Origin of the sequence: Shewanella sp. KJ2020, assembly GCF_024197625.1 — a bacterium.
GTDB lineage: Bacteria > Pseudomonadota > Gammaproteobacteria > Enterobacterales > Shewanellaceae > Shewanella.
On record NZ_JAKUKD010000029.1, the window covers coordinates 1 to 26121 of the forward strand.

General features: G+C 47.9%; 18 protein-coding genes. 10 read left to right on the top strand and 8 right to left on the bottom strand.

Features of this window, described 5'->3' with window-relative positions:
- Positions 1–332: 332 nt before the first annotated feature.
- On the top strand, positions 333–2447 hold the full coding sequence (locus MJO46_RS15345; RefSeq protein ID WP_253990066.1) for a M13 family metallopeptidase: 2115 nt from the start codon (positions 333–335) through the stop codon (positions 2445–2447).
- A 52-nt stretch (positions 2448–2499) separates the two neighbouring features.
- Here the strand turns inward: MJO46_RS15345 and MJO46_RS15350 are convergent, their stop codons facing one another.
- The gene (locus MJO46_RS15350; protein WP_253990067.1) at positions 2500–4893 is read right to left on the bottom strand and encodes a fatty acid cis/trans isomerase; all 2394 of its coding nucleotides are present in this window, start codon (positions 4891–4893) and stop codon (positions 2500–2502) included.
- Between the two features lie 274 nt (positions 4894–5167).
- On the opposite strand from MJO46_RS15350, the gene MJO46_RS15355 reads away from it, so the two are divergent.
- Positions 5168–5797, top strand: coding sequence for a flavin reductase family protein (locus tag MJO46_RS15355; RefSeq protein WP_253990068.1), 630 nt, complete (start codon positions 5168–5170; stop codon positions 5795–5797).
- Between the two features lie 439 nt (positions 5798–6236).
- On the opposite strand, the gene MJO46_RS15360 is transcribed toward MJO46_RS15355, so the two are convergent.
- From MJO46_RS15360 to MJO46_RS15385, 6 genes are all read right to left on the bottom strand, one after another.
- Positions 6237–6500, bottom strand: a complete 264-nt coding sequence (locus MJO46_RS15360; protein WP_253989653.1) for a transposase — start codon at positions 6498–6500, stop codon at positions 6237–6239.
- An 18-nt stretch (positions 6501–6518) separates the two neighbouring features.
- On the bottom strand, positions 6519–8267 hold the full coding sequence (locus MJO46_RS15365) for an IS66 family transposase (protein ID WP_253990069.1): 1749 nt from the start codon (positions 8265–8267) through the stop codon (positions 6519–6521).
- Between the two features lie 21 nt (positions 8268–8288).
- Positions 8289–8639: an IS66 family insertion sequence element accessory protein TnpB gene (gene tnpB, locus MJO46_RS15370; RefSeq protein WP_253990070.1), complete on the bottom strand. Its 351-nt coding sequence runs from the start codon at positions 8637–8639 to the stop codon at positions 8289–8291.
- Positions 8639–8920, bottom strand: a complete 282-nt coding sequence (locus tag MJO46_RS15375) for an IS66 family insertion sequence element accessory protein TnpB (RefSeq protein ID WP_253990071.1) — start codon at positions 8918–8920, stop codon at positions 8639–8641. Before MJO46_RS15375 ends, tnpB begins: the two co-directional genes overlap by 1 nt.
- A 122-nt stretch (positions 8921–9042) precedes the next feature.
- Entirely contained in the window at positions 9043–9669 is a 627-nt protein-coding gene (locus MJO46_RS15380) for a hypothetical protein (RefSeq protein ID WP_253990072.1), read from the bottom strand.
- A 72-nt stretch (positions 9670–9741) separates the two neighbouring features.
- The gene (locus MJO46_RS15385; RefSeq protein ID WP_253990073.1) at positions 9742–11031 is read right to left on the bottom strand and encodes a hypothetical protein; all 1290 of its coding nucleotides are present in this window, start codon (positions 11029–11031) and stop codon (positions 9742–9744) included.
- Between the two features lie 206 nt (positions 11032–11237).
- On the opposite strand from MJO46_RS15385, the gene MJO46_RS15390 reads away from it, so the two are divergent.
- The 4 genes from MJO46_RS15390 to MJO46_RS15405 all read left to right on the top strand — a co-directional run bounded on the left by MJO46_RS15390 (position 11238) and on the right by MJO46_RS15405 (position 16254).
- The gene (locus MJO46_RS15390; RefSeq protein ID WP_253990074.1) at positions 11238–12437 is read left to right on the top strand and encodes an MFS transporter; all 1200 of its coding nucleotides are present in this window, start codon (positions 11238–11240) and stop codon (positions 12435–12437) included.
- The gene (yidZ, locus tag MJO46_RS15395) at positions 12406–13371 is read left to right on the top strand and encodes an HTH-type transcriptional regulator YidZ (RefSeq protein WP_253990075.1); all 966 of its coding nucleotides are present in this window, start codon (positions 12406–12408) and stop codon (positions 13369–13371) included. Before MJO46_RS15390 ends, yidZ begins: the two co-directional genes overlap by 32 nt.
- A gap of 222 nt (positions 13372–13593) precedes the next feature.
- Positions 13594–14964 (top strand): DUF4397 domain-containing protein, encoded by a 1371-nt coding sequence (locus MJO46_RS15400; RefSeq protein WP_253990076.1) that lies wholly within the window; start codon positions 13594–13596, stop codon positions 14962–14964.
- 168 nt (positions 14965–15132) lie between these two features.
- Positions 15133–16254, top strand: coding sequence for a sterol desaturase family protein (locus tag MJO46_RS15405; RefSeq protein ID WP_106651750.1), 1122 nt, complete (start codon positions 15133–15135; stop codon positions 16252–16254).
- Positions 16255–16456: 202 nt separating this feature from the next.
- Here the strand turns inward: MJO46_RS15405 and MJO46_RS15410 are convergent, their stop codons facing one another.
- Positions 16457–17875, bottom strand: coding sequence for a LysM peptidoglycan-binding domain-containing protein (locus MJO46_RS15410; RefSeq protein WP_253990077.1), 1419 nt, complete (start codon positions 17873–17875; stop codon positions 16457–16459).
- A 210-nt stretch (positions 17876–18085) separates the two neighbouring features.
- Here MJO46_RS15410 and MJO46_RS15415 point away from each other — a divergent pair, with 210 nt between their 5' ends.
- The 4 genes from MJO46_RS15415 (at position 18086) to MJO46_RS15430 (ending at position 26034) form a co-directional block, all read left to right on the top strand.
- Positions 18086–19408, top strand: coding sequence for a leucine-rich repeat-containing protein kinase family protein (locus tag MJO46_RS15415; RefSeq protein ID WP_253990078.1), 1323 nt, complete (start codon positions 18086–18088; stop codon positions 19406–19408).
- Between the two features lie 318 nt (positions 19409–19726).
- On the top strand, positions 19727–20992 hold the full coding sequence (locus MJO46_RS15420; protein WP_367880934.1) for an efflux RND transporter periplasmic adaptor subunit: 1266 nt from the start codon (positions 19727–19729) through the stop codon (positions 20990–20992).
- Positions 20992–24063 (top strand): efflux RND transporter permease subunit, encoded by a 3072-nt coding sequence (locus MJO46_RS15425; protein WP_253990080.1) that lies wholly within the window; start codon positions 20992–20994, stop codon positions 24061–24063. Before MJO46_RS15420 ends, MJO46_RS15425 begins: the two co-directional genes overlap by 1 nt.
- Positions 24064–24240: 177 nt before the next feature.
- Positions 24241–26034, top strand: a complete 1794-nt coding sequence (locus tag MJO46_RS15430) for a tetratricopeptide repeat protein (RefSeq protein WP_367880935.1) — start codon at positions 24241–24243, stop codon at positions 26032–26034.
- The last annotated feature ends 87 nt before the right edge of the window (positions 26035–26121 follow it).

The window sequence follows — 26121 nt, forward strand, 5'->3', positions numbered from 1 at the left end:
AGCAATATACAACGATATGAGACCGCATCTGAGTTTGAATATGGCAACCCCTAATCAGGTGCACAATAGAAAAGGCCAGCTACTGGAGCTGGCCTAAAAACTGTCAACCTATCTTAGGACGGGACAGTAATTTAACCGACTGAGCCATCAACCACAGGATTTTTGCTGAGGTAAGAGGCATAAATATCTGCCCTTGGGATAGCGTGAACAGATTAGATATTTGCTCTAATTGGTATTAGACTGCTTACCCATTAATTGAACCGAATCACCCCTCTGATTCCCTTCGCATTAATCAATACCACCATAAATACAATAAAAACGAGGAACTCTCTATGACGGACCGCCTGATCCCCGCGCTGCTATTGTCTACAACTGTGCTGGCAGGACTCACTGCTTGTGGTGATAACAGTCAAGACAATACGGCAAAAACCAGCGATACCGCGCCAAAGACGGAAGCCGTCGTGGCCCAAATGCCGATTGGCATTAATGTCGCCGCTATGACTGCCACGGTAAAACCCGGCGATGATTTTTATGCCTATGCCAACGGCGAGTGGATGAAAACCACTGAAATCCCAGCCGATCGCTCAAGCACTGGGGCATTTTTAGTCGCGTTTCAAGAGACTGAAAAACATAAGACCAGCCTGATTGCCGAGTTGGTTAAGGCCGAACATGCGACTGGCAGCGACGCCGCCCGTATTGCCAACTTCTACAAGGCTTACACAGATACCGCCGCCATTGATGCCGCGGGGATGAAACCCGCCGAGGCCGATTTAGCCCGTTATGAGACCATTGCGAGCAAACAAGATCTGTCTGCGGTATTAGGCCAAAACCTGCGCGCCGATGTTGACCCGCTTAATGCGACTGATTTTTATACTGAAAACCTGTTTGGGATTTTCGTTACCCAAGGCCTAGCGACACCGGGCGAAGTCTTACCCTATTTTCTCCAAGGCGGTTTAGGGCTACCGGAGCGCGAATATTACCTGTCCGCCGATCCTAAAATGGTCGAGATCCGCACCGCTTACCGTGCTTATATTGAAGCCCTACTCAAGGATGCGGGTATAAGTGATGCCGCTACACGCGCCGATCGTATTTTTGCCCTTGAGCATAAGATAGCGAGCGCCCACGCCAGCCGTGCAGACAGTGAAGATTTTACTAAAGCCGCGGCAGTTTGGAGCCGGGCCGACTTTGACGCTAAGGCGCCAGGTATCGATTGGACCGCCTTTTTAGGGGCGGCGCAGCTCAGTGAACAACCTAAATTTGCCGCTTACCATGGCGCGGCGATGACAGGACTCTCAGCCCTAGTGGCATCAGAGCCTTTAGATGCATGGAAAGATTGGTTAGTGTTCCACCATATCAATAGCCATGCCGATGTGTTGCCATCGACTATCGACAATACGGCGTTTGCCTTTAACGGCACTAAGCTATCTGGTACGCCAGAGCAGCGTAGCCGCGATAAGCGTGCCTTAGCTGCGCTCGATGAATACCTAGGTGATGCCGTAGGCCAAGCCTATGCCGAGCAATATTTCCCTGCTTCGGCCAAGGCGGAAGTGAGCACTATGGTGGACAATATTGTGCTTGCCTTTGGTAAACGAGTTGCCGCCCTCGATTGGATGGACCCCGCCACTAAAAAAGAAGCCCTCGCCAAAGTAAACACTATGGCCGTTGGTGTGGGTTATCCCGAGAAGTGGCGCAATTACGATGCCTATACTGTTTCGCCAACCAATGCCTATGCCAATGCCATCAATGGTGAAAAGGTCGAATATGCCCATCAACTCGCCAAAATCGGCAAACCTATGGATAAGGGCGAGTGGTGGATGACGCCGCAAGTGGTGAATGCGGTGAACCTGCCAGTGCAGAATGCGCTGAACTTCCCCGCGGGGATTTTACAGCCGCCATTCTTCGATGCTAAGGCCGATGCCGCCTATAACTATGGTGCGATTGGCGCCGTGATTGGCCATGAGATCAGCCATAGCTTCGATAATAATGGCGCGGCATTTGACTCGACGGGCGCGATGCGTAACTGGTGGACACCGGCGGACTTTGCCCAGTTTGCCAAACAAGGTGAGGCGCTGGCGAAACAGTTTGATGCCTATGCGCCATTCCCAGATTTGCATGTAAATGGCAAGCTGACCTTAGGTGAAAACATTGCCGACGTGGCAGGTTTAGCCGCCGCCTATGATGCTTACCACGCCTCCCTTCAAGGGAAAGAAGCCCCTGTGATTGGCGGTTTTACGGGCGATCAACGCTTCTTTATCGGCTTTGCACAAACTTGGGCGACTAAGATGCGTGATGAAGCCCTGCGTGCCCGCGTCGCCACCGATGGCCATGCCCCCGGCATGTATCGTGCGCTAACGGTACGTAACTTAGATGCTTGGTACACAGCGTTCGATGTGCAGCCCGGCGATAAGCTGTACTTAGCCCCAGAGGATCGCGTTAAGATCTGGTAAGTTTACTGGCTTGATTTGAAAGTAAGGGGAACGCTAGCGTTCCCCTTTTTCCTTAACGATTTTGCAGACGGTTGTAATCCAGCCAACCGCTTTCTATCGGGTGATTATCGAAAAAGATCTGATTGAGTTTGTCACTAAAGGCCCAAAATGCGGGATCGCTACGGCGCACGCCCGCAGCATCGAGCAGTGCCTCATAGTCTTTTTCGGTTTGCATTTGCTCTACCGCCGCCACGACGTTAGGCAAGTCTTGTTCTTTCACCAACCAGAAGGCTTCTGGGTAACTGCCCAATAAACCATACACTAAAGTGACGTCATCTTTAGCGGGTTCACGGTTACTGGCCTCATTAAAGAGACTCGAAATATTACGATGGGCGCTATTGCGAACTAAGGTAAAAACTTCAGCTTTACCCGCTTTTTCAGGCTCGACCATGATCATCGTTAGCTCAGGTAGCAGGGTTGCTTGCGTACCTTTTAATCGACCTAATGCCTGTAACAGCGCCTTGCTGTTGGCTTGCAAGTTACTGTTTTCTATTTGATATTGATTCGGCTGAACCCTAGCGACCTTCTGCCCGAGTTTTTGATACAGCTCGCCCTTGAGGTCGTCGCTATAGTAAAGCACGCCCGTTGGCTGATTAAAGGTGTTGATATCCCCCGCGATAAACGCTGTGAGCTGAGTGCCAGCCCCCTGATACCAATCACTAAATTGTTTGCGTCTTTCCTCCTGCGGTAACAAGGTCAGGAAATTCGATTCCCCCTCCATACGTAAGAAATCCATATATAAGCGAGTTAATAGCTGGTGGCCGTAGTTACCATACACATCGAAACCCGCGACCAGTAAATAGTGGATACGCTCCAGTAAGGCGTAATCGATAATCCAAGCGGTTTTGGGCGGCTCGCCGACTAAACCTTTGACTACAGTGGCATTATCGAAGTGGCGAAACACTGTCAGGCTAGCATTATCATTGTTGTCGTCGCCATCCCAGAGTCCGTCGATGGTAAGGTGTTGGCCGTTTTTGAACTTCTCGTTCAAGAACTGATTACGTGCTTGAATATACTTGCCTTGCTTGGCGGCATATTTTACCCAAGTTACGGCGAGTGCAGTGCTTTCTTCCTCCGCAGGCATACGTAGGTTTTCAATTTGGGACTGGTAGAAGGTCCTAAAATCTGTGTCGTCCATATAATCAGGGGTAACAAAGTACACCCAGAATCTGTCATTAATCACATTGAGCGCCACCTGACCACGGCACACTGGGCCTTTGATAAAGCCCATTATGGTGTCTTGGGCGCGGGTCAGCATAAAGCGATAGCGCGCACCGGCAGGAATTTGAATAAAGGCTTCTAAGGGATTGGCTGCAATGCTCGGCTGGTAGCTCGGCAGTTCAGTCACTGAGTAATCCGCATCGATAAACCATTGTTGCCAGTTATTTAGCAAGCCGGTATTCAAAGCGTAGGGGATGTGGGTTTTATCGACTATGGTCGCCCGATAAGGCCGAAAGCGGTAATAGACTCGCTCCACCTTAGGATCATCGAAGGGACGACGGGAGGCGATAATATCCAGCGCTTGCCCCGGCGGCGTCCTCGAACGCACTAACTCGAAGAATAAAGGCTGGGCGTTCGGCTGATTCAAAGACTCAAAATATAAGTGGAAGGCAAACAAATGCTCATAGATGTAGCGTGCACTTAATTGGCTTTTTAAACTGTCGCCGTTTAAAAACGTCTCCCAATGGGTGATTTCCGTTATAAATTCAGGGGCAAGTGATGGCGCGAACGGCAATGGCGCACCTTGTTCGAGCCAATGCATCAACACTTGATGTTCATTCGCATTCAGTGCTGGCAAGCCATAGGGCATACCGGCAAACGGTTGGCTTTGCTCGTATTTGTCCATTTCCTCTAGGCTGGCGCATTGCTGAACCCTGTCGAGGCTGAAATCAAAACGCTTATCTAAAATCTTATCTTCAGGCAGGGGATGCATTTGCTTAAGCGTGAGCATTCGGGCCAATACTGAGGCTTGGGTATTGGCTTCTGGGGTTTGATTGCGCTCGTTTAACATGGGGTAAAACCCGCGTTGACGCCAAGCTTCTGGGGTAAAGGCATCGACAAATAAGCGATTGGGCGTGGCGGCGACTAAGCGTGTGCCTTGATAGACTTTTTCCTTACTCGCCCCGCGTTCTATGCCTTCGCTTGAGGTCATTTTGAGCTGGCAGGGAGCATCGTAGCAGGCATGGCATACCACGCAGCGGCTATTGAGGATAGGCTCAACTTGTGTGTGCACAAACTCGGCCTGTTGAACAAATTGGTCGTTAAGCTGTGCATTCTCGACGCGTTTTTGCGGTGAGCTAGTGCCAAACAGAGCATTGAAATCGATTTGCGCTACGCTGGCACAACCCGTTGCTAACAGCATTGCCGCCAATAACAGCCTCTTCCATATTCTTTTTATCGCGTCCATTCACGACTCCTTGATTTGCCACCCAGCAGAGTTAGCCATTTAGCCCACTGATGAGCATCACTTTAACAGAAGAGTATATGGGATCTAAAATTTGCAGCCTGATTTTATCCGCGGGTTCGCTTAACTTATGCCGCTGAGTTTTGGCGACGGCCGCGGAACTTAGGTAAGATAGCGACCATCAAAGTGCCTGTGCTAGCAGTATTAATCGCTCAAGTCATGGTTGCGTTAATACCCATGTGGCAATCACAATGTGGCAATAACAAAAGGATCAAGTATGACCGCTGATAACCGCTATTTTTACGAGCCGAGCAAAGGCCATGGCTTAGCTCATGATCCGCTTAATGCTATTGTCGCCCCAAGACCCATAGGTTGGATTTCATCCCGCAATGCACTGGGGCAGCATAATCTTGCGCCCTATAGTTTTTTCAATTGTTTCAACTACAAACCACCTATCATCGGCTTTGCCAGCACGGGCTGGAAAGACAGTGTGGCCAATATTGTCGAAACAGGCGAATTTGTCTGGAATCTCACTACCCGCGGCCTTGCTGAGAAAATGAACCAAACCTCCGCCATGCTGCCCCGCGGCGAAGATGAATTTGCCTTTGCCGGACTCACCCCTAGGGCTGGCACTATTGTAAAGGCCGACTTAGTGGCCGAAAGCCCAGTGAATTTTGAATGTAAGCTCTCCCAATGTATTCAGCTCACTGCCGCCAATGGCGACAAGATCGATACTTGGTTGGTGTTAGGGGAAGTGGTTGCCGTGCATATTGCCAAGCATTTACTCGACAGCGAAGGCGTGTATCAAACCGCCCTCGCCGAACCAGTACTGCGGGCTGGCGGCCCATCGGCTTATTATGGGATCTCAGAAGATCAAAGGTTTGATTTGAATAGACCACAAGTGTAGGAGTCGGTGCTCAAACTTCGTTTGAGTTTTTAATTCAAATCAAAGTCGTGGGGCTTCATCCCCTGATTTTTTATAAAGAGTCGACCAAAAGGGGAAAAGCGCCTGTTCCCCTTTTGCCTTGTTCGCAAAACGTGGCCCCGGCGTCCCTAACGAAGTTACATGCATTGGTTACTGGTCTTATACTCCAATAAAAATTGCCTAACGGCTCAGATGGGACATCCCTGTCCCCCGAGCCTGCGCCATCATCCATGATGTCGCCACGACCCCACTCAAACAACTAAGAGCTATCTGCGTATTTCGACAACTTCGCAGGGGAGGTGAACTTCTGTTATCTCGGGGTTGGCTGTTAATCCCAAAAGAGTTATGTCCCATCTGTTCCAGTGTAAGCGTTCATTTTAGGACGTATTGACGCCTTGCAGATTTCTGCCAACCAACCTGACTAAACGTCTTTCATGATCTGTACCAGTCCTGGTGGCATTTTCCACTGGCGATTATCGTCACTGACCACCACCACCGATTTCTTGTTAATTTTGATGACCACGCCGAATACCTGCCCCTCTTTGGCCTTGAAGTGCACTTTTTGGCCTAAGCGTAACTGACTCAGGACATTAATATCGTTTTGCAAACGCAAGTACTCAATCCGTTTCCAGACAAGCTCGTTCAGCTCGTGTAATTCGTCTAAGGTTAGGTCTTCTATGCGCATATCGCCTCCGTCTGGAGGCTATTCTACCGAAGTGGCGGGTAAAGCAAAGAGGTCAGAGCGTAGCGGGTTGTCAGCGAACTTGGTTTTCCAATACTGTGGCGTCAGTTCGTGTACCTGGCTGGCAGGATGTTGGCTGATGCGCAGCAGTACATCGGTTAAATAGTCGTTCACGTTGATATCGTGCAAGCGGCAGGTCACTATCAGGCTTTGGATAACGCCGACATGCTCTGCACCGATTTCGGTCCAACAGAACAGCCAATTTTTTCGACCCATTGGAATGGACCTGAGCGCCCGCTCCAGATGGTTCGTATCCAGCGGCACATCAGGGTCTTCCAGGAAGACGCGCAGTGCCATTTCTTTGCTTTGTACATAGCCAATCGCTTTATAGAGGGGGTCTTTGGGCAGCAGCGTCAGGTTATGCAGGATGTCATCACACCACTGGAAGAAGCGGTCCACCACCGGTTTACTGTGGGTAAGCCGGTATTGGCGTTTTTTGTCATCAGTGAGCTTTTGGCGTTGGATAGTCTCTTCTATTTCATACAGCTTAGCGATTAGGCTTATCGCTTGGTTGGCCGGTTGTGGCCAGCTGTTTTCAGCTTCAATAAATTGCCGGCGACTATGCACCCAGCACTGGGCGTGGGTTAAGCCTTCATTGGCTTTGATATAACTGGCATAGGCACTGTAACCATCACTTAATAAGGTGCCTTTAAAGCGATGTTTTAATATCTCTTCGATATGCTGCCGCCCGCGGCTGGTGGAGAAGGTAAAAACAATTTCATCTTTATCGCCATACACCGGCCAGAAGTAACTTTGCTTCATTTTGCCTGGCCCAGCTTTGCCTGCTTTGATGGGCGTCTCGTCCATGGCCAGCACCTGGCTTTGTAAGATGCTGGTCAGCATCGCATCGACAATCGGATACAGTAAATCAATGCCACGTGCCACAATGGTGCCCAGCGTACTGCGGCTTAAGGTAATGCCCGCCGCAGCTAAACGCTGGTGTTGGCGATACAACGGCAAGTGATATTGGAATTTATCGACCAGCATCCCGACGATAAAGCTCACATCCGCACAGCTTTTATCCAGCACATTAAACGGCGCCTTGCTTGGCAGAATGGCTTCGCTCTCTTTGTGTTTGACGATTTGCCGGTCATAACGCAGCACTTCGAAGCTCGCCGGGCGCTGCGCTAAGCGGAAGGTGCTTTTCACACCAATCACTTCATATTTGTCCGCATCTTCCCCTTTTAGCTCATCGGGAATAAGCGTAATCACTTTGACCGGCACGTTATCGTTAAAACGTAGGCCACTGTCATTGATGCAATCATCCGGACGCTGCTTGCCTTTTCTGCGGGTGTAGGTGGTGTATTCGGTTTCACCTTCGGGCTGGGTCAGCGCGGGCACCATATCGCCCAGCAAGCTTAACTGCATACCCAATTCCAGCGCGCGCTTTTCTGACTTCTGACCAAACAACTGCTTCTCAAACCAGGCTAAGCGCTGCTTAATGCCTGCGAAGGACTGGGTCAATGTCGTGAATTTCGCTTGTAGCTCATCCCAGTTTTGCTCAAGTGTGCTGTGCTTTTGCGATAAAGTTGCATGCTGTTTTGATAAGACAGCGTGCTTTTGCGCCAATTCAGCATGTGCTTGCGCTAAGGTATCTTTTTGCTGAAGAGCCTCAACCAAGGCTTGCAGACGCGCAATTTCACTGGTCAAATTAACCAGTGTCTCGGCATCCGTTGCCACGTTGGATGAGGGTGAAGGCTTGATTTTCATAGCGCCAATTATACAGGCTTATCAAGCGCTTGGCTGCCCATAGCGCTTCGCTTGTTTTTGACGAAGTACGGTAATTCCGTCAACGATCATTTGCAGGGTGCAGCCGGTGAGCGATTGGATCCCATTGGGGTGCGGTTTCACCGGAAACTGGCCTTGCTCTAGGCGCTTCGCCCAGACACAATAGCCTGAGCTTTCGAAGTACAACACCTTCATCTGGGTTTTACGGGCGTTGATAAACACAAAGTACTGGCCGCTTTGTGGATTATGGCAAAGCTTATTGCGTACCAGGGCACTTAAGCCGTTAAAGGATTTACGCATATCCACGGGCGTGGTGCACAGCCAGATTTTTTGGTTAGCTGCAGGGATAAACATTATTGCTGGCTAAGGGTAAGTTCAACGCCATTGCCCAGCGACAAGACAATATGCCAGCGGGTGTTGCCTTGGTGTGCAAACGCGGATAAATCGATAAACTGTGTATCTTGACGAACAGGTGCTTGCTCGGTTTGTGGAGCCAAGCGTTGCCGCCATTTGTAAAATGACATGGTACTCAGTTGATGGGTTTGGCAAAACTCAGCAATGCTCAGCTCTGATGTGTGCCATAAGTCGATTAATTGCTGCCATTGTGCAGCGTTGCGGTAAGCGCGCTTTGTCATATCACTCTCCTGTTATGGTGAGTGCACAGCTTATCGCGCGATCGTTAGTGGGGATAGGACGTCCTAAAATGGACGCTTACGTTCCAGTGGGTGTATCCATTCTTACTTTTTATCTCACAACCTCAATAATTGAGACAAACAGCAGGTGGTAGTGGCATGTCCTCTTTTACGATTAATGTTGGGAATTGGTTGGTGATTTGAGTGTATACCTCAGGGAACTTCAAACGTATCAATGACATTAAACGTTGGTGCTGAGGATAGACCTTGGGTTCAAGTACCATTAGTAAGGATAAGTACTCCAATAGATGCTCAGGGTTAAATTTGTAATTGTTAGTATCCAATAACAGATACAGTGGATCTCGTCCGCTTGCCCTATATGGATAGCTAATATGCTGATTAACCAAATAATTGAGTAGTGGAAGATCGTGTTCAATTATCGCAATGTCGAGCCAACTTTTACCCGCATAATCTAGTTTGTCGATATCTAAACCTTCGCTAATAAGGGAAATTATTCTGGTATTAGCAATGTCGAGCCAACTTTCACCCGCATGATCTAGTTTGTCGGTATCTAAATCTTCGCTGATAAGGGAAATCGTCCTATTAGTCATGCGATACAAAGCATCGTAGTCTAAGGTCTCTTGACGTAATTGGCTGAGTTGTAACTCCGTGAAATACTCAGGGTTATAACCTAACAGTTGGTAGAAAAATTCACGACTTACAGCCTCTTCTACCTGCGCGTCTTCGATCATTTTAATGGCTTCATTAATTTTATTCTGAGCCGCAAGCCTGTATACAGTGCTGTCTAAGCTGTGATTGCCACTTTACCATCTGGGGAGAGGTTGCCGTTGTTGGTAGTTAAAGCAGTCAGCTAATGCAGGATCAATTTGATTGAGATTGCTGGCAGTGACCTCCTTGCCCTCTTTGATGAGTTTATCGCTAAAGTAAGAAAGATTATGTGGCTGCCATTGAGAATCTATTTTGTGAACTAATGACTGGCAGTTTGCAACTGCTTCAGGTGTAGCACTGTTTGCATGTAGTTGTGCAAAATTGGCGTTAAGTTCTTTTAATAAAGCGGAGTTAGGGTCAAAAATTAATCCTGTTTTAGGCGTTATCTCGGTGAGCGTGAGGCCATACATTTGCTGTAAATTTGTCATTTGTAGTGCATCGAAGCTGTAAAGCTTACGGGGAAAGAAACCTACGGCTTTTTGATCTGTTTGAGTGACAAAGTTGGCGGTGCTATTTAGCCCGTGAAGCGCTTTAATTATTTTGACTTGTCGTACAATTAAGTCATCTTCTAATGGGATATTCATACGGAAATAGTAATCTAGACGAGCAAGGGCATACTCCATGGTTGTGCCAAGGTATGCATCATCACTGAGAACACTGTTCTTTTCTAGCAGAGTGGTGACGATTTGATCTCTGCCATAGTAGGCCGCGGTATCGATAAGGTGTAGAGTTTCGTCCTCTTGGGTTCCAAAGCCTATAAGTGCATCAGTATCATCAATTTTTTCAACTGCTTGTAACAATAATAGCTGGCTAAGTGAATCTTGTTTAAGTAGCCAGTCAACATCATCGATGGTGAGCTTCGTTTCTTTAATGAGTGCTAATGCGTCAGCCTGACTGAGTGTGGCAATATTTTCTATTTGAGATTGAGGTATGCTTCTCTCGATTTGTATAAACGAGGGTAGATCAGGTGCTAAGGCTTTGACTTGTTCGGCTAGACTTTGATTTTGCTGATCAAGTTGCGAGTTCTTTTTGAGCTGCTTTGCCCGCCAATTGGCAGCGAAATTAGAATTTAAAAAGTGATCTATAGCCAACGTAATATCATCGATAGGATACCCCTTGTCTAACCATTGATCCCACTCTTGCTTTATCGCCCAATTCCGACGTGTTTCTTTTTCCGATTCGATAAGTTGCTGACAACTATGGTAGTTGTTAGGAGCCTTTAGCTTTGTTTGGGCAACTTCTTTCCCAAGTGTTGCGGATGATGAGGTTGAGGGCAGGGCTGTTTTTATCGTGTCATTGGAATATGGCGAGCTGTTAGGGTTTTTTTGGGTAAACCAAAATAGGGCTGCAATACAGGCTAGTAAAGCGACAAGGTACTTCTTCATTTTGTTTCAATCCTTAAAACGAGAATAGAATTATAATTATGTTTTATAAGGAAATAATACTACTGGAGTTTGTCGTAATATAAAATTTTTTATTTAGCCAGTCGTAAATGGAAATACCTGTTGTCGAAAATGCCACTCGCTAGCGCGGCATAACAAAACTACCCTAGGGCCAACTTATGGGTGAGGTGGCTTTTTGCTAGGTGGCTATGTTTCGATATCTTTTGTGTAGTTTTAGTTTAGTGCTCCTGTATCCGACGGGGATTGATATGTACTTGGTCGGCTTACCGCAAATCGCCCAGGATTTAGGGGCGAGTGAAGCTCAGCTGCATATTGCTTTTTCTATGTATCTTGCGGGGATGGCGACGACTATGTTGTTTGCCGGGAGTTTAGCCGACAGAATAGGGCGTAAACCTATTACATTGGTTGGCGCGCTACTGTTTGCCCTTGCGTCTTACCTTGCGGGGAGTGCACAGACGAGCGACCTCTTTTTAATGGCGCGATTCGCCCAGGGAATTGGTGCCGGTGCTTGTTATGTTGTGGCTTTTGCGATTTTACGTGATGTATTAGACGAGCAGCGCCGGGCAAAAGTGCTCTCGATGATCAATGGGGTGACGTGTATTGTCCCCGTGATAGCGCCAGTGATTGGCCACTTAATCATGCTGAAATTTCCTTGGCCTAGCCTGTTTAATACTATGGTAGGCATGGGATTATTGGTCTTGTTTCTATGTCTTTTTGTCCTGCGCGAAACTTCTCCCAAACTGCGGTTACAAGCGGCTAGTGCGGGTACGGATGAACCGAGGGAATCCTTTAAGCAGCGTTTCTTTATTAGCCGGGTAATCATTACTACGCTAGGGGTGACGACGATTCTCAGCTATGTGAATGTTTCTCCTATGCTTATTATGGGGCAAATGGGGTTTGACCGCGGTCAATACTCCAATACCATGGCGATGACTGCGTTGGTGAGTATGGTGGCATCCTTCTCTACGCCTTTTTTGCTTAACCGCTGTAAAGAAAAAATCTTAATGCTGATCTCCCAAGCTTTATTTGCCGCGGCGGCCTTAGTGTTTATCTTGACCCAATTGCACTGGCTGAGTGACACCATCAACCTAGTCGGGTTTGGCTTAGTATGCTCAGGATTTGCAATTGGATTTGGAGTGACAATGAGTCAGGCGCTTAGCCCATTTGCCTCTCGGGCTGGGGTGGCGAGTTCACTGCTGGGAATTGCTCAAGTGTGCGCCTCGGCTTGTTATATTTGGGTGATGGGTCTGCTCGGTGTGAGTGCCATTAATATACTATTGCTGATCTTAGCCGTCGGTGCATTGGTGAGCATAGCACTGATATTGGCGGTGCCTAAATTGCAGGAAATTGTACCTAATGAGCAAATCTCTGACGCGGTTAGATCTTAACTTACTATTTATTTTGCAGCTTTTATTACAGGAACGAAGTGTCTCTAGGGCCGCGAAGACGTTGAATGTTACCCCTTCGACCGTCAGTAAAGCCTTGGCAAAACTGCGGGATTGGTTTGATGATCCCCTGTTTGTCAAAACGCCCCAGGGGTTTCAGTTAACGCCATTGGCGCACAGCATGGAGCAAGAGCTATCGGATTGGTTGCAAATGGGCAAACAACTGATGGCAAAGCGTGGTGACGAGATGACCAAAGGGCTGACCTTTGAACTCGTGCTCGAGTCGCCGTTATTACTCATCATGCTCAATGAGTTAACGCAGGCTATCTATGGGCGATATCCCGATGCCAAAGTGAAGGTGCGCAATTGGAATTATGACTCACTAGAGGCGATAGTGCGTGGCGAGGCCGATATGGGGTTTACCGGCCGCGAAAGTCATCCGCGTTCTAAGGAGTCCCTCGATCTCTTGCCTTATTTTATCGATTTTGAAGTGTTATTTACCGATCTACCTATGGTGTATTTGCGCCATGATCACCCTGCGTTGCAGGAAGAGTGGAATATAGAGACCTTTCTTAAATATCCCCATATCAATATTCTGTGGGAAAAGTGTGAAACCTGGGCCTTAGACGATGTGCTTATTGAACTTGGACTCAGTCGCAATATAGTGCTGACCTTGGCCAGTTTTGAGCAATCCCTCTTTATGGCCGCGAAACCCAATCACACTATGCTGGCAATCGCCCCGCAATATTGTGGGCAGTATGCACAGCAGCTGCACCCTGAGTTAGTCAGTCGCCCCATCCCAATAAGTGGCGAATATCTCGATAAGCTTGCCATTCCTTTTACCTTAATTTGGCATAAAAGAAACAGCCACAATCCAAAAATCACTTGGCTCAAACACACCTTAAAAACCATTTATGGTTCAGAACAGTTGCGATAGCCGGGCAAACTAAGTGCTCGCTTTGATACAGTCAGGGTAATTTGTATCAAAATCAGGGTCAAAAAATGTGGTTTGTATCACTTTGATGCGTGTTATTGAAATGCTTGTTAAGTGTTTGTGTTTGTGAAATATTTGTTTTATTTTTGGGGGTAAACAGCCATTGTTGTGACTGCAAATCTGCGTAGACTGAAGTTGATTTTTCACTGGTCTATGAGGGACATAATGATAAAAAGTAAATTAAAGGGATTTGCAACCATTGCCGTCGCATGCTTGGCTATGACGGCCTGTGGTTCAGATGATAAAGATGAAGGCAGCACAGATCAAAGTGGTACTTATGTGCAATTTTATAACGCTGTGGCTGGCAGTACGACCACTGCACTTAAGATAGCCGATAAAACCTATGAAAGTGTTAGCTATGGGGACGCTATGCCGCGTTTCTCCTCGAAGGCGGGTGTCGCTGCGATTGATATCATGGCTAAAGATGCTACAGGCAAGGATGTTTCTATCTATAAAGAAGATATTGATCTAAAAGATAAAACAGATCATTTCTTTGTCTTACATGGCGATTTTACCGAGCCAGCCCTACTCAATATTTATTATCCCCGCGCTGAACTCGATAAGCTTAATGAAACCGCCGAAAACAGTAAGATGCAACTTTTAATAGCCAATACGGCTATGCATGCTCAAGCCTTTGATGCCTATATTTCTAAGTCGAGTGAGACCTTTGCCGATGCCGATCCGCTGGGCAGTGTCGCCTATGGCGAAGTATCTGAACCGAAAATTATGGACACTGGGGAATACAAGTTGTACCTCGCACCCGCGGGAACGACCAATGTGACCTACACGACTGCGAACATTAAATTCAATTCTAAGGTGCCCTATAAGTTGATCATTAGGGAAGGTTTTGGCGCGTCGGCTGCCAAAATCACCTTAGACAGTATCGATTCAAGCACCAATGTGCGTAACCATGTGGCCCTCGAGGCCAGTGTCGATTACCGTGTATTCAATGGTTTAGGTTCGCATACTGTGGATGTAAAAGTCGTTAGTAATAAGCAAGATACGCTATTTAGCGCTGTGCCCTCATTTGGGGTGACTAACTATCAAAATGCTGAATTTAATGATTTTAGTGTAAGTGTGTTCGACAGCGGTACCCAGAATAAGTTACTGGATAATGTGCTTATTACCCTGAACCAAGATGAGATCAAAACGATCTTTATCTACGAGCAAACTAATGATGAGGGCAGCCAAATCAAGGCCATGGAGATGAAACAAACTCAGGTTCCTAGCCCCTACAGCTTTAAGTTCGACATAGTGAGTTTTGCCAATAAGACGAATTTGACCCTGTATTTCCTAAAGGCGAATGACACGATTGAAACTGCTGCACATAAGATTTCGGCGCTTAACCCAGCGAGTCCTCTGTCTGCCACTGTGCCAGAGGGCGAGTATTCGATTAAAATCATTGCAGTGGAAAACGGTGTTAAAACCGTTGTCTATGCATCTGATTTAATTGATTTCAGTAATGAAGACAATGTGACTATGGTGCTTAATATCGATCCTTCAACTAGCTTTGGTTATAACTTGATTAAGATCTAACCGCTAAGATGAATGCGAATACAAGAGCGCTACTTAGGTAGCGCTTTTTATTGATTGTGGCCGCGAGGTTAATGTAGGCTAATCGGCAAAATTAAGCTGAGTGATTGTTGTGTGAATAGCGCTGTTGTGTGGATAACGCGAGCAGCATAGGAAAAGGAGTTCACTGTGATTAGCAAAGGATTTAAAGACGGCCATTTCCAAATTGGTGAAGGCAGTATTAGCGGCACCATAGCGTGTATGTTAGCCATATTATCGTTTTTGGGTGTATTGGCGTTTCATTTCCCCGAATATCTTACTACCCCCGAATTACGCCAAAGCTATAACGTCGACATTATTCGCAGTTTGATATTTGTCGCCTTAGTGGTGTCGGGCAGCTTAGGTTTATTGAATTTTATTCGAAATAAAAATAAACGATTTGGCTTTGTGGCTTGGGTATTTGTGAGCTTGGCGATTGCCTTTGGTGGTCATCAAGTCGAGGTCGAGCCTTTTGCCAATCATAAGGTCTCGCTGGGCTTAGATTGGTTTATTTTAGACCTATTAGGTTCAACCTTAATTTTTATTTTTATCGAGAAATGGTTACCCCATAAACCAGAACAGCCAATATTGAGACCCGAATGGCAAGGGGATTTAAATCATTTTTTGGTGAATCATTTAGCGATTGGATTTGTATTATTGGTGACGAATCAATTTGTGCAGTCGACTTTTTCTTGGGCCATTTCCAGCACTGTGCAAAGCTTTATCGCGGGTCTGCCTTTTGTGTTGCAACTGCTGTTGATTCTATTGGTCGCCGATTTAATGCAATATGCGGCGCATCGCGCTTACCATGAGATCCCATTCCTGTGGCGCTTCCATTCTGTGCACCATAGCGCCAAGCATTTAGATTGGTTGGCTGGGTCAAGGCAACATATGTTTGAGTTGATCGCCACCCGCTGTTTAGTGCTTACGCCGATTTTTATCTTGGGATTTTCCAAAGATATCATCAGTATTTATGTCATTATCGTTGGCGTACAGGCGGTATTTAACCATGCCAATGTCCAAGTTAACTTCGGCTGGTTGCGTTATTTAATTGTCAGCCCGCAGTTTCACCATTGGCATCATGCTTCCGATAAGGCGGCCATAGATCGTAACTACGCCGCTCACTTTTCATTTTTAGACTATCTATTTGGGACCGCCGTTCGAGGTCAGAAAGAGTGGCCAGAGCAATATGGTGTCGTCGGCGATTACATGCCCGTTGGCATGTTTAAGCAGCAATTATATCCCCTCGGTTTAGCGAAGAAGGACACAAAATAACGGCGCTGCATTTGGAGTGGTTTGTTTTGAAATGATTGTCTGGAGTCATTATCTGGACGTCATTGTCTGGGAGTCAATGTGAGGTCAGCTGAGTAGTAACGCTTAAGTGATGGTTAATTCTGACACTGGGACAGCAAAAAGCCCAACACAGCGTTTTTAATTGGCGCTTTGTTGGGCTTTTTTTGCTGTTAATACCGTAGCGTTATTCGGAAATTTTCAGCACTTGGCCGGGCTTAATAATGCTCTTAGCATTGAGCTGGTTCCACTTCATTAAATCAGCCAGTTTAACCTTATTCTTACGGGCAATTTTATCCAAGGAATCGCCGGATTTCACCTTATAGGTTGTCGCTTTTGCGGCAGGCTTATCGGCTGTTTTAGCGACTGCGCTAGCTGTGTCGCTCGCTTTTGCCTTGGACGATGACTTTTTACTCGTGTTTGTTTGAGCTTCATCATTTGCGGCCATAGGCGTTAAGAGGGTGAGCTCTTGGCCTACTTTTATCCGGTCCGATGTAAGGTTATTGGCCTGTTTTAAGGCACTGACTGAGATATCAAATTTAGCCGCAATTTCACCTAAGCTATCGCCGGATTTGACGATATAACTTTGGCTGTCATAGCGTTTTTGGGCGTAGAGCTTATCGTGGTTTTCTTGATATTGACCTATGTTTTCCAGCGGCAGGGCGATTTGATATTTGCCTTTGCTCGGGATCACGCCTTGGCGAAAACCAGGGTTATAGGTTTTAAATTCTGCCTTGCTAAGCCCGGCAGCATTGGCTATCTGGCCGATATCCACGCCATTGGGGGCGGGGACTCTATCTAAGAAAGGACGGTTAGCAATCGGTGGCACTTTGAGATTGTAATGGTTGGGTGCGCGAATAATTTGAATAAATGCCAACCACTTAGGCACAGTTTGTACCCGCTTGGCGGGAATGCCTAGGGACCAAAAATCCGTCGGTTTGCCCTTAGCTTTGTTCTTATCTATGGCGGCCTTAATCACTAGCTCACCGGTATTGTAGGCGGCGACGGCGTTGATCCAGTCTTTATCTAAGGTGTCGTATAAATGCTGTAGATAGTCGAGCACGGCATCGGTTGAGGCTAGCGCATCTTTGCGACCATCGTAGGCCGAGTTGATGGTGAGGCCAAAATTACGCCCAGTGGCGGGGATCATCTGCCACAGTCCAGCAGGGCCGTTTGCCTGGGCCAGCGGATTATAACCACTCTCGACTATGGGTAATAAGGCCAATTCTAATGGCATGTTACGGGCTTCGAGTTGGCTGACGATGTAATACAGGAATGGCTCGGCGCGCTCGCCGATTTGGTTCATAAATTTTTGTTTATCGTCGAAAAAGTTGCGCTGTTTACGCACTTCGGCATCGTCATGTACGTCAATGGTATTGGCGTGCTGGATTTTTTCCCACACGTCGCTGTACTGCTCAACCACGGCTGGCGGTGCCTCGTGCTGTTGTTGCGAGTCCTTGTTATCCTTGCTCACCTCATCTGCTGGAGCACTGAAATCTGTGGTCGATGGGCTTGCCGATGTGGTAGCGCAACCGCTCAGTTGGGCCATAAACATGGCGAGCATAAGCACGGTAAAAGAGTGCATTTGGCGAAAAGGTATCCGCATGATTGTCCTGTGATGAGTTGACTGGGCATTCCATATTGGTGCACATGCTAATCTGTTTTCGGGTTTCTGAATAGCTCTCAACGGTTTTCCCTACTATCTCGGGTGCAATTTTAAGACGTTTGCACTACCCTTTGGCGGGTGAACTTGCGTTTGGCTTTAGCCATTAATGCGCTACCATAGCGGCGATTTTTCATTAACTTGGGTAGTAAAGTGCAGACGTTAGCGCAGTTAAGGGCAGGGCAGTTACAGGGAGTCACGCGTTTACAATTGGTTGAGGGGCTAACCGAGTTTCCGCGGGAGATTTTTGACTTAGCCGATACCCTCGAAATCCTCGATTTGTCGAATAATCAATTGAGCACTCTTCCCGAGGACCTGCACCGTTTAACGCATTTAAAGATAATTTTTGCCTCCAATAACCGCTTCGATCACTTACCCGAGGCATTAGGGCGCTGCACGAATTTAGAGATGATTGGCTTTAAGGTGAATCAAATCAAGACAGTGACTGCCTCGGCGTTACCGCTGCAAACCCGCTGGCTCATCCTTACCGATAATCAAATCGAGACCTTGCCTGAGGCTATGGGGAATTTACCGCGTTTGCAAAAATTAGCCTTAGCGGGCAATCGGTTAACGGCTTTGCCCGAGTCGATGGCTAATTGCCGTAACTTAGAATTAGTGCGCCTATCGGCCAATCAACTGCAAGCGCTGCCAGCTTGGCTATTGGGTTTGCCTAAGTTAACTTGGCTCGCGTTTGCGGGTAATCCGTTCAGCCATACCTTAGTCGATCCCCATGCCGATGTGGCCACAGTGGCAAACGTGACTCTGGATGATATTAAGTTGGCTGAAAAACTGGGTGAAGGCGCCTCAGGGGTGATTTACCGTGGCGATTGGTTGAATCAAGCCATGGTCGCCGCGACGGGGTCGCCACAGGTTGCGGTAAAACTCTTTAAAGGGGAAGTAACCAGCGATGGTTACCCCGCCGATGAGCTAGATTGTTGCCTCACCACGGGAGATCACCCCAGCCTTATCAAGGTGGTGGCGCACATTAGTCAAAAAGAGCAATTAGGCTTAGTGATGGAGCTCATTCCGCCGGGGTTTAGCAATTTAGGCTTACCCCCCAGCCTAGCGACATGCACCCGCGATACCTTTAACGCCGATACCCAGTTCAGCCTTGAAGAGGTGGCCAAGATTGCCTCTCAGTTAGCAGATGCGATGGCGCATATGCATGCCAAGCAAATCAGTCACGGCGATGTCTACGCCCATAATATTATGGTTGATGCCAAGATGAACCTGTTGTTTGGTGACTTTGGTGCGGCATCCAATTTACGTCATTTATCCCAGACCGAACGCTTGGCGATGGAGGCGATTGAAGTTCGCGCCCTTGGTTGCTTGATTGAGGATCTGTTGGTTTATGTGGATGCATCTGCCAATCCTGACGCTTTTGCTCGGCTTGTAAGCCTAAAAGATCGCTGCATGTCGATGGATTTGGCGGCTCGCCCCCGTTTTATGGCGGCGAAGAAAGCCCTGCAGTGGTAATTTGGGCCCTCAATAGCCAGTCTTATCCCTGTGTTTACAACTGTTATTGCACTATCCGGTTTGGGGTGTTTTTGTGAGCCCCTAGGATTAATTGTTAAATCGTTAGTTAACTCTTTGTTTTGTTTGAATCTGTAACCTAATTTTTACTGGCCCTCACAGGGAGCATGCCTTTAGGCTATGGACCCAAACCGCCTCAAACTGCAAAAACACATCGCGGGAGGTGAATTAATCTTGGGTTCAATCCGGTTTGCTGTCGTCGGATAGGATGTCCGTTGAAGAGTCAGAACGATAGGTTTACAAATTATGTCTATACACCAAATGACTGTACGAGCGTGCAGTGCATTCAAAAACCATCCCCAGCATCTTCCTAGAGCGTCATTATTCGCGCCGATATCATTTTTACTGGCGAGTCTTTTCATCCTTTGCCCACTAGCCTCGTTGGCAGCGGATAAGGTTGATATTATCCCTGTGACTGTCGAGGCGGTGAAGGAAAGCGCCTTTGCCGATGGGGTGAAAGAAGTCGGTAAAATCAGTGCTATCGATTCGGCGGTACTGAGTTTTAATGCCAGCGAAAAAATCAGTGCTATCCATTTTAGCAATGGCGACACTGTGACTAAGGGGCAAGTGATTGCCGAGCAGGATAACACTAAGGCCAAGGCGGATTTAGACAAGGCCAAGAGCACCTTGGCGCTGGCAAAAACTAAGCTTGAGCGTATTGAAGATCTGCTGATCAAGGAACCCTTTGCGCTCGCGAAGCAAGATGTGGATGAGTTGAGGGAAAATGTGAATCTCGCCGATGCGGATGTTCGGCACAAACAAGCGACCATGAACGACTATCTGATCATGGCCCCCTTCGATGGTCAATTGACCAGCTTTAGTCAGTCAATTGGTAGTCAAATTGGCGCCGGAACGGCCCTAGTGACCCTCTATAGTTTAAATCCCGTCGAAGTCCGTTATGCCATTAGTCAGAAGGATTTAGGTAAGGCGAAGAAGGGCCAAGGGGTGAATGTCACCGTTGAGGCCTATGGTAATGAGGAATTTAAAGGGCTCGTTAATTATGTGGCCCCCGCGGTGGATGAGAGTTCGGGGAGGGTTGAAATTCACGCGACCTTAGATAACCCTGAGTTCAAACTGGCCCCCGGTATGTTTGCCAATATTAAGCAATTCTACAGCCATGATATTAAACACTTACTGGTGCCGCAAAATTCGATTATTGCCAATAATGATGAGCGTTTTGTCTGGTTAGTTCGAGGTGATAACGCCGTAAAACAAGTAGTTAAACTGGCCCAAAATACCAATGACGGCTATGCGGTTGTGCTTGAAGGTTTAGCCGAAGGCGATCTTGTGGTTAAGACAGGCATGCAAAACCTCAAGTCCGATGGTAAGGTCAAAGTCATTCAGGATAAAAATACGCAAGACGTCGCAAGCACAAGCACTAACCCAAAGGCTAGCGTAGACACAGATCCAAGCTCAAGCCCAGATACAAGCATTAACTCAAACTCAAATCCAGACACCCATCCAGACTCCCATCCAAACGCCAGCGCTAACACGAGCTCAAATACGAGCAGTGGGGGCGCCAAGTAATGCGTTTACCCGAAGTCTGTATTCGTCATCCTATCTTCGCCTCCGTGCTCAGCATTATGGCGGTGTTACTGGGCTTGATTGCCTTTCAAAAACTCGATATCCAATACTTCCCTGAGCATACGACTCACTCTGCATCGGTAAATGCATCGATAGCGGGGGCGAGCGCCGATTTTATGTCGAGCAATGTGGCCGATAAGTTGATTGCGGCCGCTTCGGGCATAGACAAGGTCGATACTATGTCGACCGACTGTAGCGAGGGGCGCTGTTCGTTAACGATTAAGTTTGTTGATGATACTAGCGATATTGAATACACCAACTTAATGAATAAGTTGCGTAGCAGCGTCGAAGGGATTAACGACTTCCCCCAGAGCATGATAGATAAGCCGACGGTTACCGACGACACCTCGGCGACCGATTCTGCCAGTAATATCATCACCTTTGTGAATGCGGGCGGCATGGAAAAGCAGGCCATGTACGACTACATTAGCCAGCAGCTAGTGCCACAGCTTAAACAAGTTCAAGGCGTTGGCGCCGTGTGGGGCCCCTATGGCGGCTCACAAAAAGCCGTAAGAGTCTGGCTCAACCCTGAGCAGATGAAGGCGCTGAACATTAAGGCCGCCGATGTGGTGGGCACCTTAGGTTCTTACAATGCCAGCTTCACCTCGGGGGCGATTAAAGGTAAGTCGCGGGATTTCTCGATTAACCCTTTGAATCAAGTTGAAACGCTTGAAGACGTGAAGGATCTAGTGATCAAGGTCAGTGACGGCAAGATCATCCGCGTAGCCGATGTTGCCGATGTGGTGATGGGTGAGGAAAGTTTATCGCCGAGTCTGTTGTCCATCGATGGTCATAGTGCGATGTCGCTGCAAATTTTACCCCTGAGCAATGCTAATCCCGTGACTGTGGCCTCGAACATCAAGGCCGAAATTGCGCGCATGCAGCAGCACTTGCCCCAAGGGTTAGAGATGACCTTGGCCTATAATCAGGCCGATTTTATTGAGGCCTCCATTAACGAAGGGTTTTCCGCCTTGGTTGAGGCGGTGATCTTAGTCTCCTTAATTGTAGTGTTATTTTTAGGTAGCCTGCGGGCGGCGTCTATCCCGATTATTACCATTCCCGTGTGTGTGATTGGGGTGTTTGCCGTGATGTCGGCGCTGGGTTTTAGTATCAACGTGCTCACCATTTTGGCGATAATCTTGGCCATTGGTTTAGTGGTGGACGATGCCATTGTGGTGGTCGAGAATTGCTATCGTCATATCGAAAACGGTGAAACTCCCTTTAATGCGGCAATTAAAGGCTGTCAGGAAATCATTTTCCCTATCATTGCCATGACCTTAACGCTCGCCGCCGTGTATCTGCCGATTGGATTAATGTCGGGCTTAACCGCGGATCTGTTTCGGCAATTCTCCTTTACCTTAGCCGCCGCTGTGATTATCTCCGGTATGGTGGCACTGACCTTATCGCCCATGATGAGTGCTTATCTTATCAATACCACAGAGCAGCAACCTAAATGGTTTAGCCGGGTCGAAGATGCGCTGCAGCAGTTAAATCATTTGTATATCAATGAGCTCAGTAAATGGTTTGCCCGTAAACGCCAAATGCTTGGGGTGGCTGTGGTGCTTATGGGTCTTGCGGGCATCGCCTATTGGCAGTTGCCTAAGATACTGTTACCCATGGAGGATTCAGGCTTTATCGATGTAACGGCCAATGGTCCTACGGGCGTGGGGCGGCAGTATCATTTAGATCATAATAGTGAGCTTAATGGTGTGATGGACGGACACCCCGCGGTGGGGGCTAACCTGTCCTATATCGAGGGTGAGCCCGTCAATCATGTGCTGCTTAAACCTTGGGGTGAGCGCAGCGAGGGGATAGATGAAGTGATCGGTGATCTGATCGCGAAATCGAAGCAAAGCGTTTCTGCCTATAATATGTCCTTTAGCATCCGCTCGGCGGATAACCTTAACATCGCCAATAACTTGCGTTTAGAGCTGACGAGTTTAGACCGCAATAAGGATCAGCTCAGCGAAACTGCCGCTAAAGTGCAAAAACTACTCGAAGATTATCCCGGCCTGGGCAATGTGGGTAACTCAGTCCTGAGGGATCAACTGCGTTACGATCTGTCTATCGATCGCAACGCCATTATCCTCTCGGGCGTGAGCTATGGGGATGTGACGAATGCACTGTCGACCTTCCTCGGCTCAGTCAAGGCGGCGGACTTACATGCAACCGATGGCTTTACCTACCCTATTCAAGTGCAAGTTAACTTAGATAAGCTCAGTGATTTCAAAGTATTGAATAAACTGTATGTCACCTCTGAATCAGGGCAGGCACTGCCGTTATCGCAGTTTGTGTCGATTAAGCAGACCACGGCAGAATCCAATATTAAGACCTTTATGGGCCTCGATAGCGCCGAGTTGACGGCAGATCTGATGCCCGGCTATTCCACCGATGAAATTAAAGCCTACTTAGATGAGCAATTGCCAACCCTGCTCACCAATGCACAGGGCTTTAAATACAACGGTGTGGTAAAGGAACTGATGGATTCACAGGCGGGCACTCAGTCGTTATTTTTGCTGGCACTGGTGTTTATCTATCTGATTTTGGCCGCGCAGTTTGAAAGCTTCGTCGATCCCTTAATCATTTTGCTGACTGTGCCCCTGTGTATTGTCGGCGCGCTGCTGACCCTGACCTTATTTGGTCAGAGTCTGAATATCTACTCGCAAATTGGTTTACTCACCCTGGTTGGGCTAGTGACTAAGCACGGTATCTTGCTGGTGGAATTTGCCAATAAGCAACATGCTCAAGGCTTGAGTGCAGTTGAGGCGGCGCTGAGCAGTGCCAAATCGCGGCTAAGACCGATTCTAATGACGTCTTTGACCATGATTTTAAGTGCGATTCCCTTAGCGCTGGCTTCGGGCCCGGGGTCCTTAGGCTTAGCCAATATAGGCTTGGTCTTAGTGGGGGGGTTGCTTGCGGGGACCTTCTTCTCATTATTTGTGGTGCCAGTTGCCTATGTGGCAATGGCTGAATTGAAAACAAAAGATGTGCTTGCTAGGCTACGCAGTGCTTAAATCTTTTAGGCTCAGGGGATGCTAAATAGTCGTTTTAATACCCTGCGATGTAGCATAATTAGGAACAGTTATTTAGGGTTATCTTTATAGTGAGCTGTGCCTCATCAGCGATGGAGAGCTGGCATTATGGGTTTAATACAACAGCGAAGCGCAACGTTACCGTCCTTCGTCCTTGCGATGGCCGGTGCCTTGGCGCCTTACTCTGCATCGGCCTCTTTCTGGGGGGATTTATTTCGCCGCGAGTTGCCTGTTGAGCAAGTGACAGCGCCGGCGGATAGCCAGCGTTTCGAGTTTGTCGGGGCATTGCCCGCCAATACGCAGTTAGAGCTTGTCGGTTATTACGCCTCATCGATTTGTACCCGTAAGGAAATCCGTTTCCCCGGTGGTGATATTGCTAACCCCTACCGCGCCACACTCGAAAAAACCTCGGTGCTGCGGCGCCTTATCAGCAGTGACGGGCAAGGACGGGAGTTTTCTCTCCCCTTAGCCTTGAATGGTGGTGGTGATTGCCAGTGGCGCCTAGATGATGTGATGCTCGATTTGACTATATTGCCAAGCCATCCACTATGGCAAAAAACACAAACGCTTAAAAATGAATATCTTGCCAAATTGCAGGGCTCGGCAGCGGTCAAGACCCCCGCAATTCAATCTTCTTCGCCCGTTAAAGTGTCGCCCCACGATGAGTTTTATTTAAACCTAGAGCTGAATATCGAGCCGATTAGAGCGGGGAAAGGAGAGGATAACCTTGCACAAGCCGCCACCGAGCAATCCATATCCCCGGTTTATTACCCGGTTTTTATCCATAATCCTGGGGACGAACAGCCCTTTGAGGTCCGGCTGAATAGCAATCTTAAGCAAACGTCGAGCCTGTGGGATAGGGCCTATAGCAAAATGGTGCCACTGGGCAAACAGGCCGTGGTGCGGATTAACTTTAATCCACAGATAGCCACAGATTATCAGGTCGATGTTTGGTATCAGCCCGATAGGGTGGCGGTGAATTACCCCGATGGCACTCAATATACCTATGCTAACGGCGAGGTGAAATTGTATGCCTATGGGAAACCTGAATCACAAATCAATACCTTAGCTCAGAGCGCCAAGGCCGAAGATAAGCGATTATTAGCGCGTATCTATGAGCTAGGCCATGCCTTACCTAGAGATGAGGTTAAGGCGCAGCAGTATTACCGTGAAGCCGCTGAGGCGGGCGATATTGTGGCACTGCGCTGGATGCGTGACCAAGCGGGTTACGGGGGACGAACCGATGAAAAAATCTATTGGTTGGAGCGCGCCGCGAGCTTTGGCGATAACGCGGCAAAGCTTGAGTTAATTCGTTTACCTTTATCGGTTATCGAGCGTGGCCTCGTTAATACGGGGGTGGATAAGGTCAGTGAGACTAAGGCGTGGCAGCAGTTAAATCAGTTAGTTGACCAAGGGATGCCTGAGGCAAGAAGTCTGATGGCGTTTTATCAAGTGTTATCCTGCTCCCCTTACTTTAATGCCACAACGGCATTGGAAAATTATCGTCAAAGCGTTAAAGCTCAACCAGATTTGGCGCGAGATGCTGCCGAAACCTATTACTACTTTAAAGAGGATTTTGAGCAGAGCGAGGAGTTTTGGATCATTGCCGCCGAGCGAGATCTTTACGCCGCCGCTGAACTTGCCAATATCCTGCTATTGGAACCCTATAGAGATACGGTTAACGCGCGATTCTGGTTAGAAAAAGTGACAACCTTGGGTGCCAAACAAGGCTTGCAGGCGGATATTCTAGGCAATGCCTACTTCCAGCTCGCCACTCTGCTAGATAAAGGCGAGGGCGGGAGCACAGATCCTAAACTTGCCCTAGCACTTTATCAACAAAGCATTGAAATGGCTGCGAGTTTCTCAAATGACTATGAAGCCAAGGCAAAGGACAGAGTGCAAGCGCTCGCGTCTTTATTGTCATCCCAAAACCACCGCCTCTGGCGGTGGTGATTGTTCCTTGAGGCTATAGCCTGAATTACGCCCATGCTAAAAGAGACTTCTTATTCACCACAAGTAAGAGGAAACGAAAAGCATGGG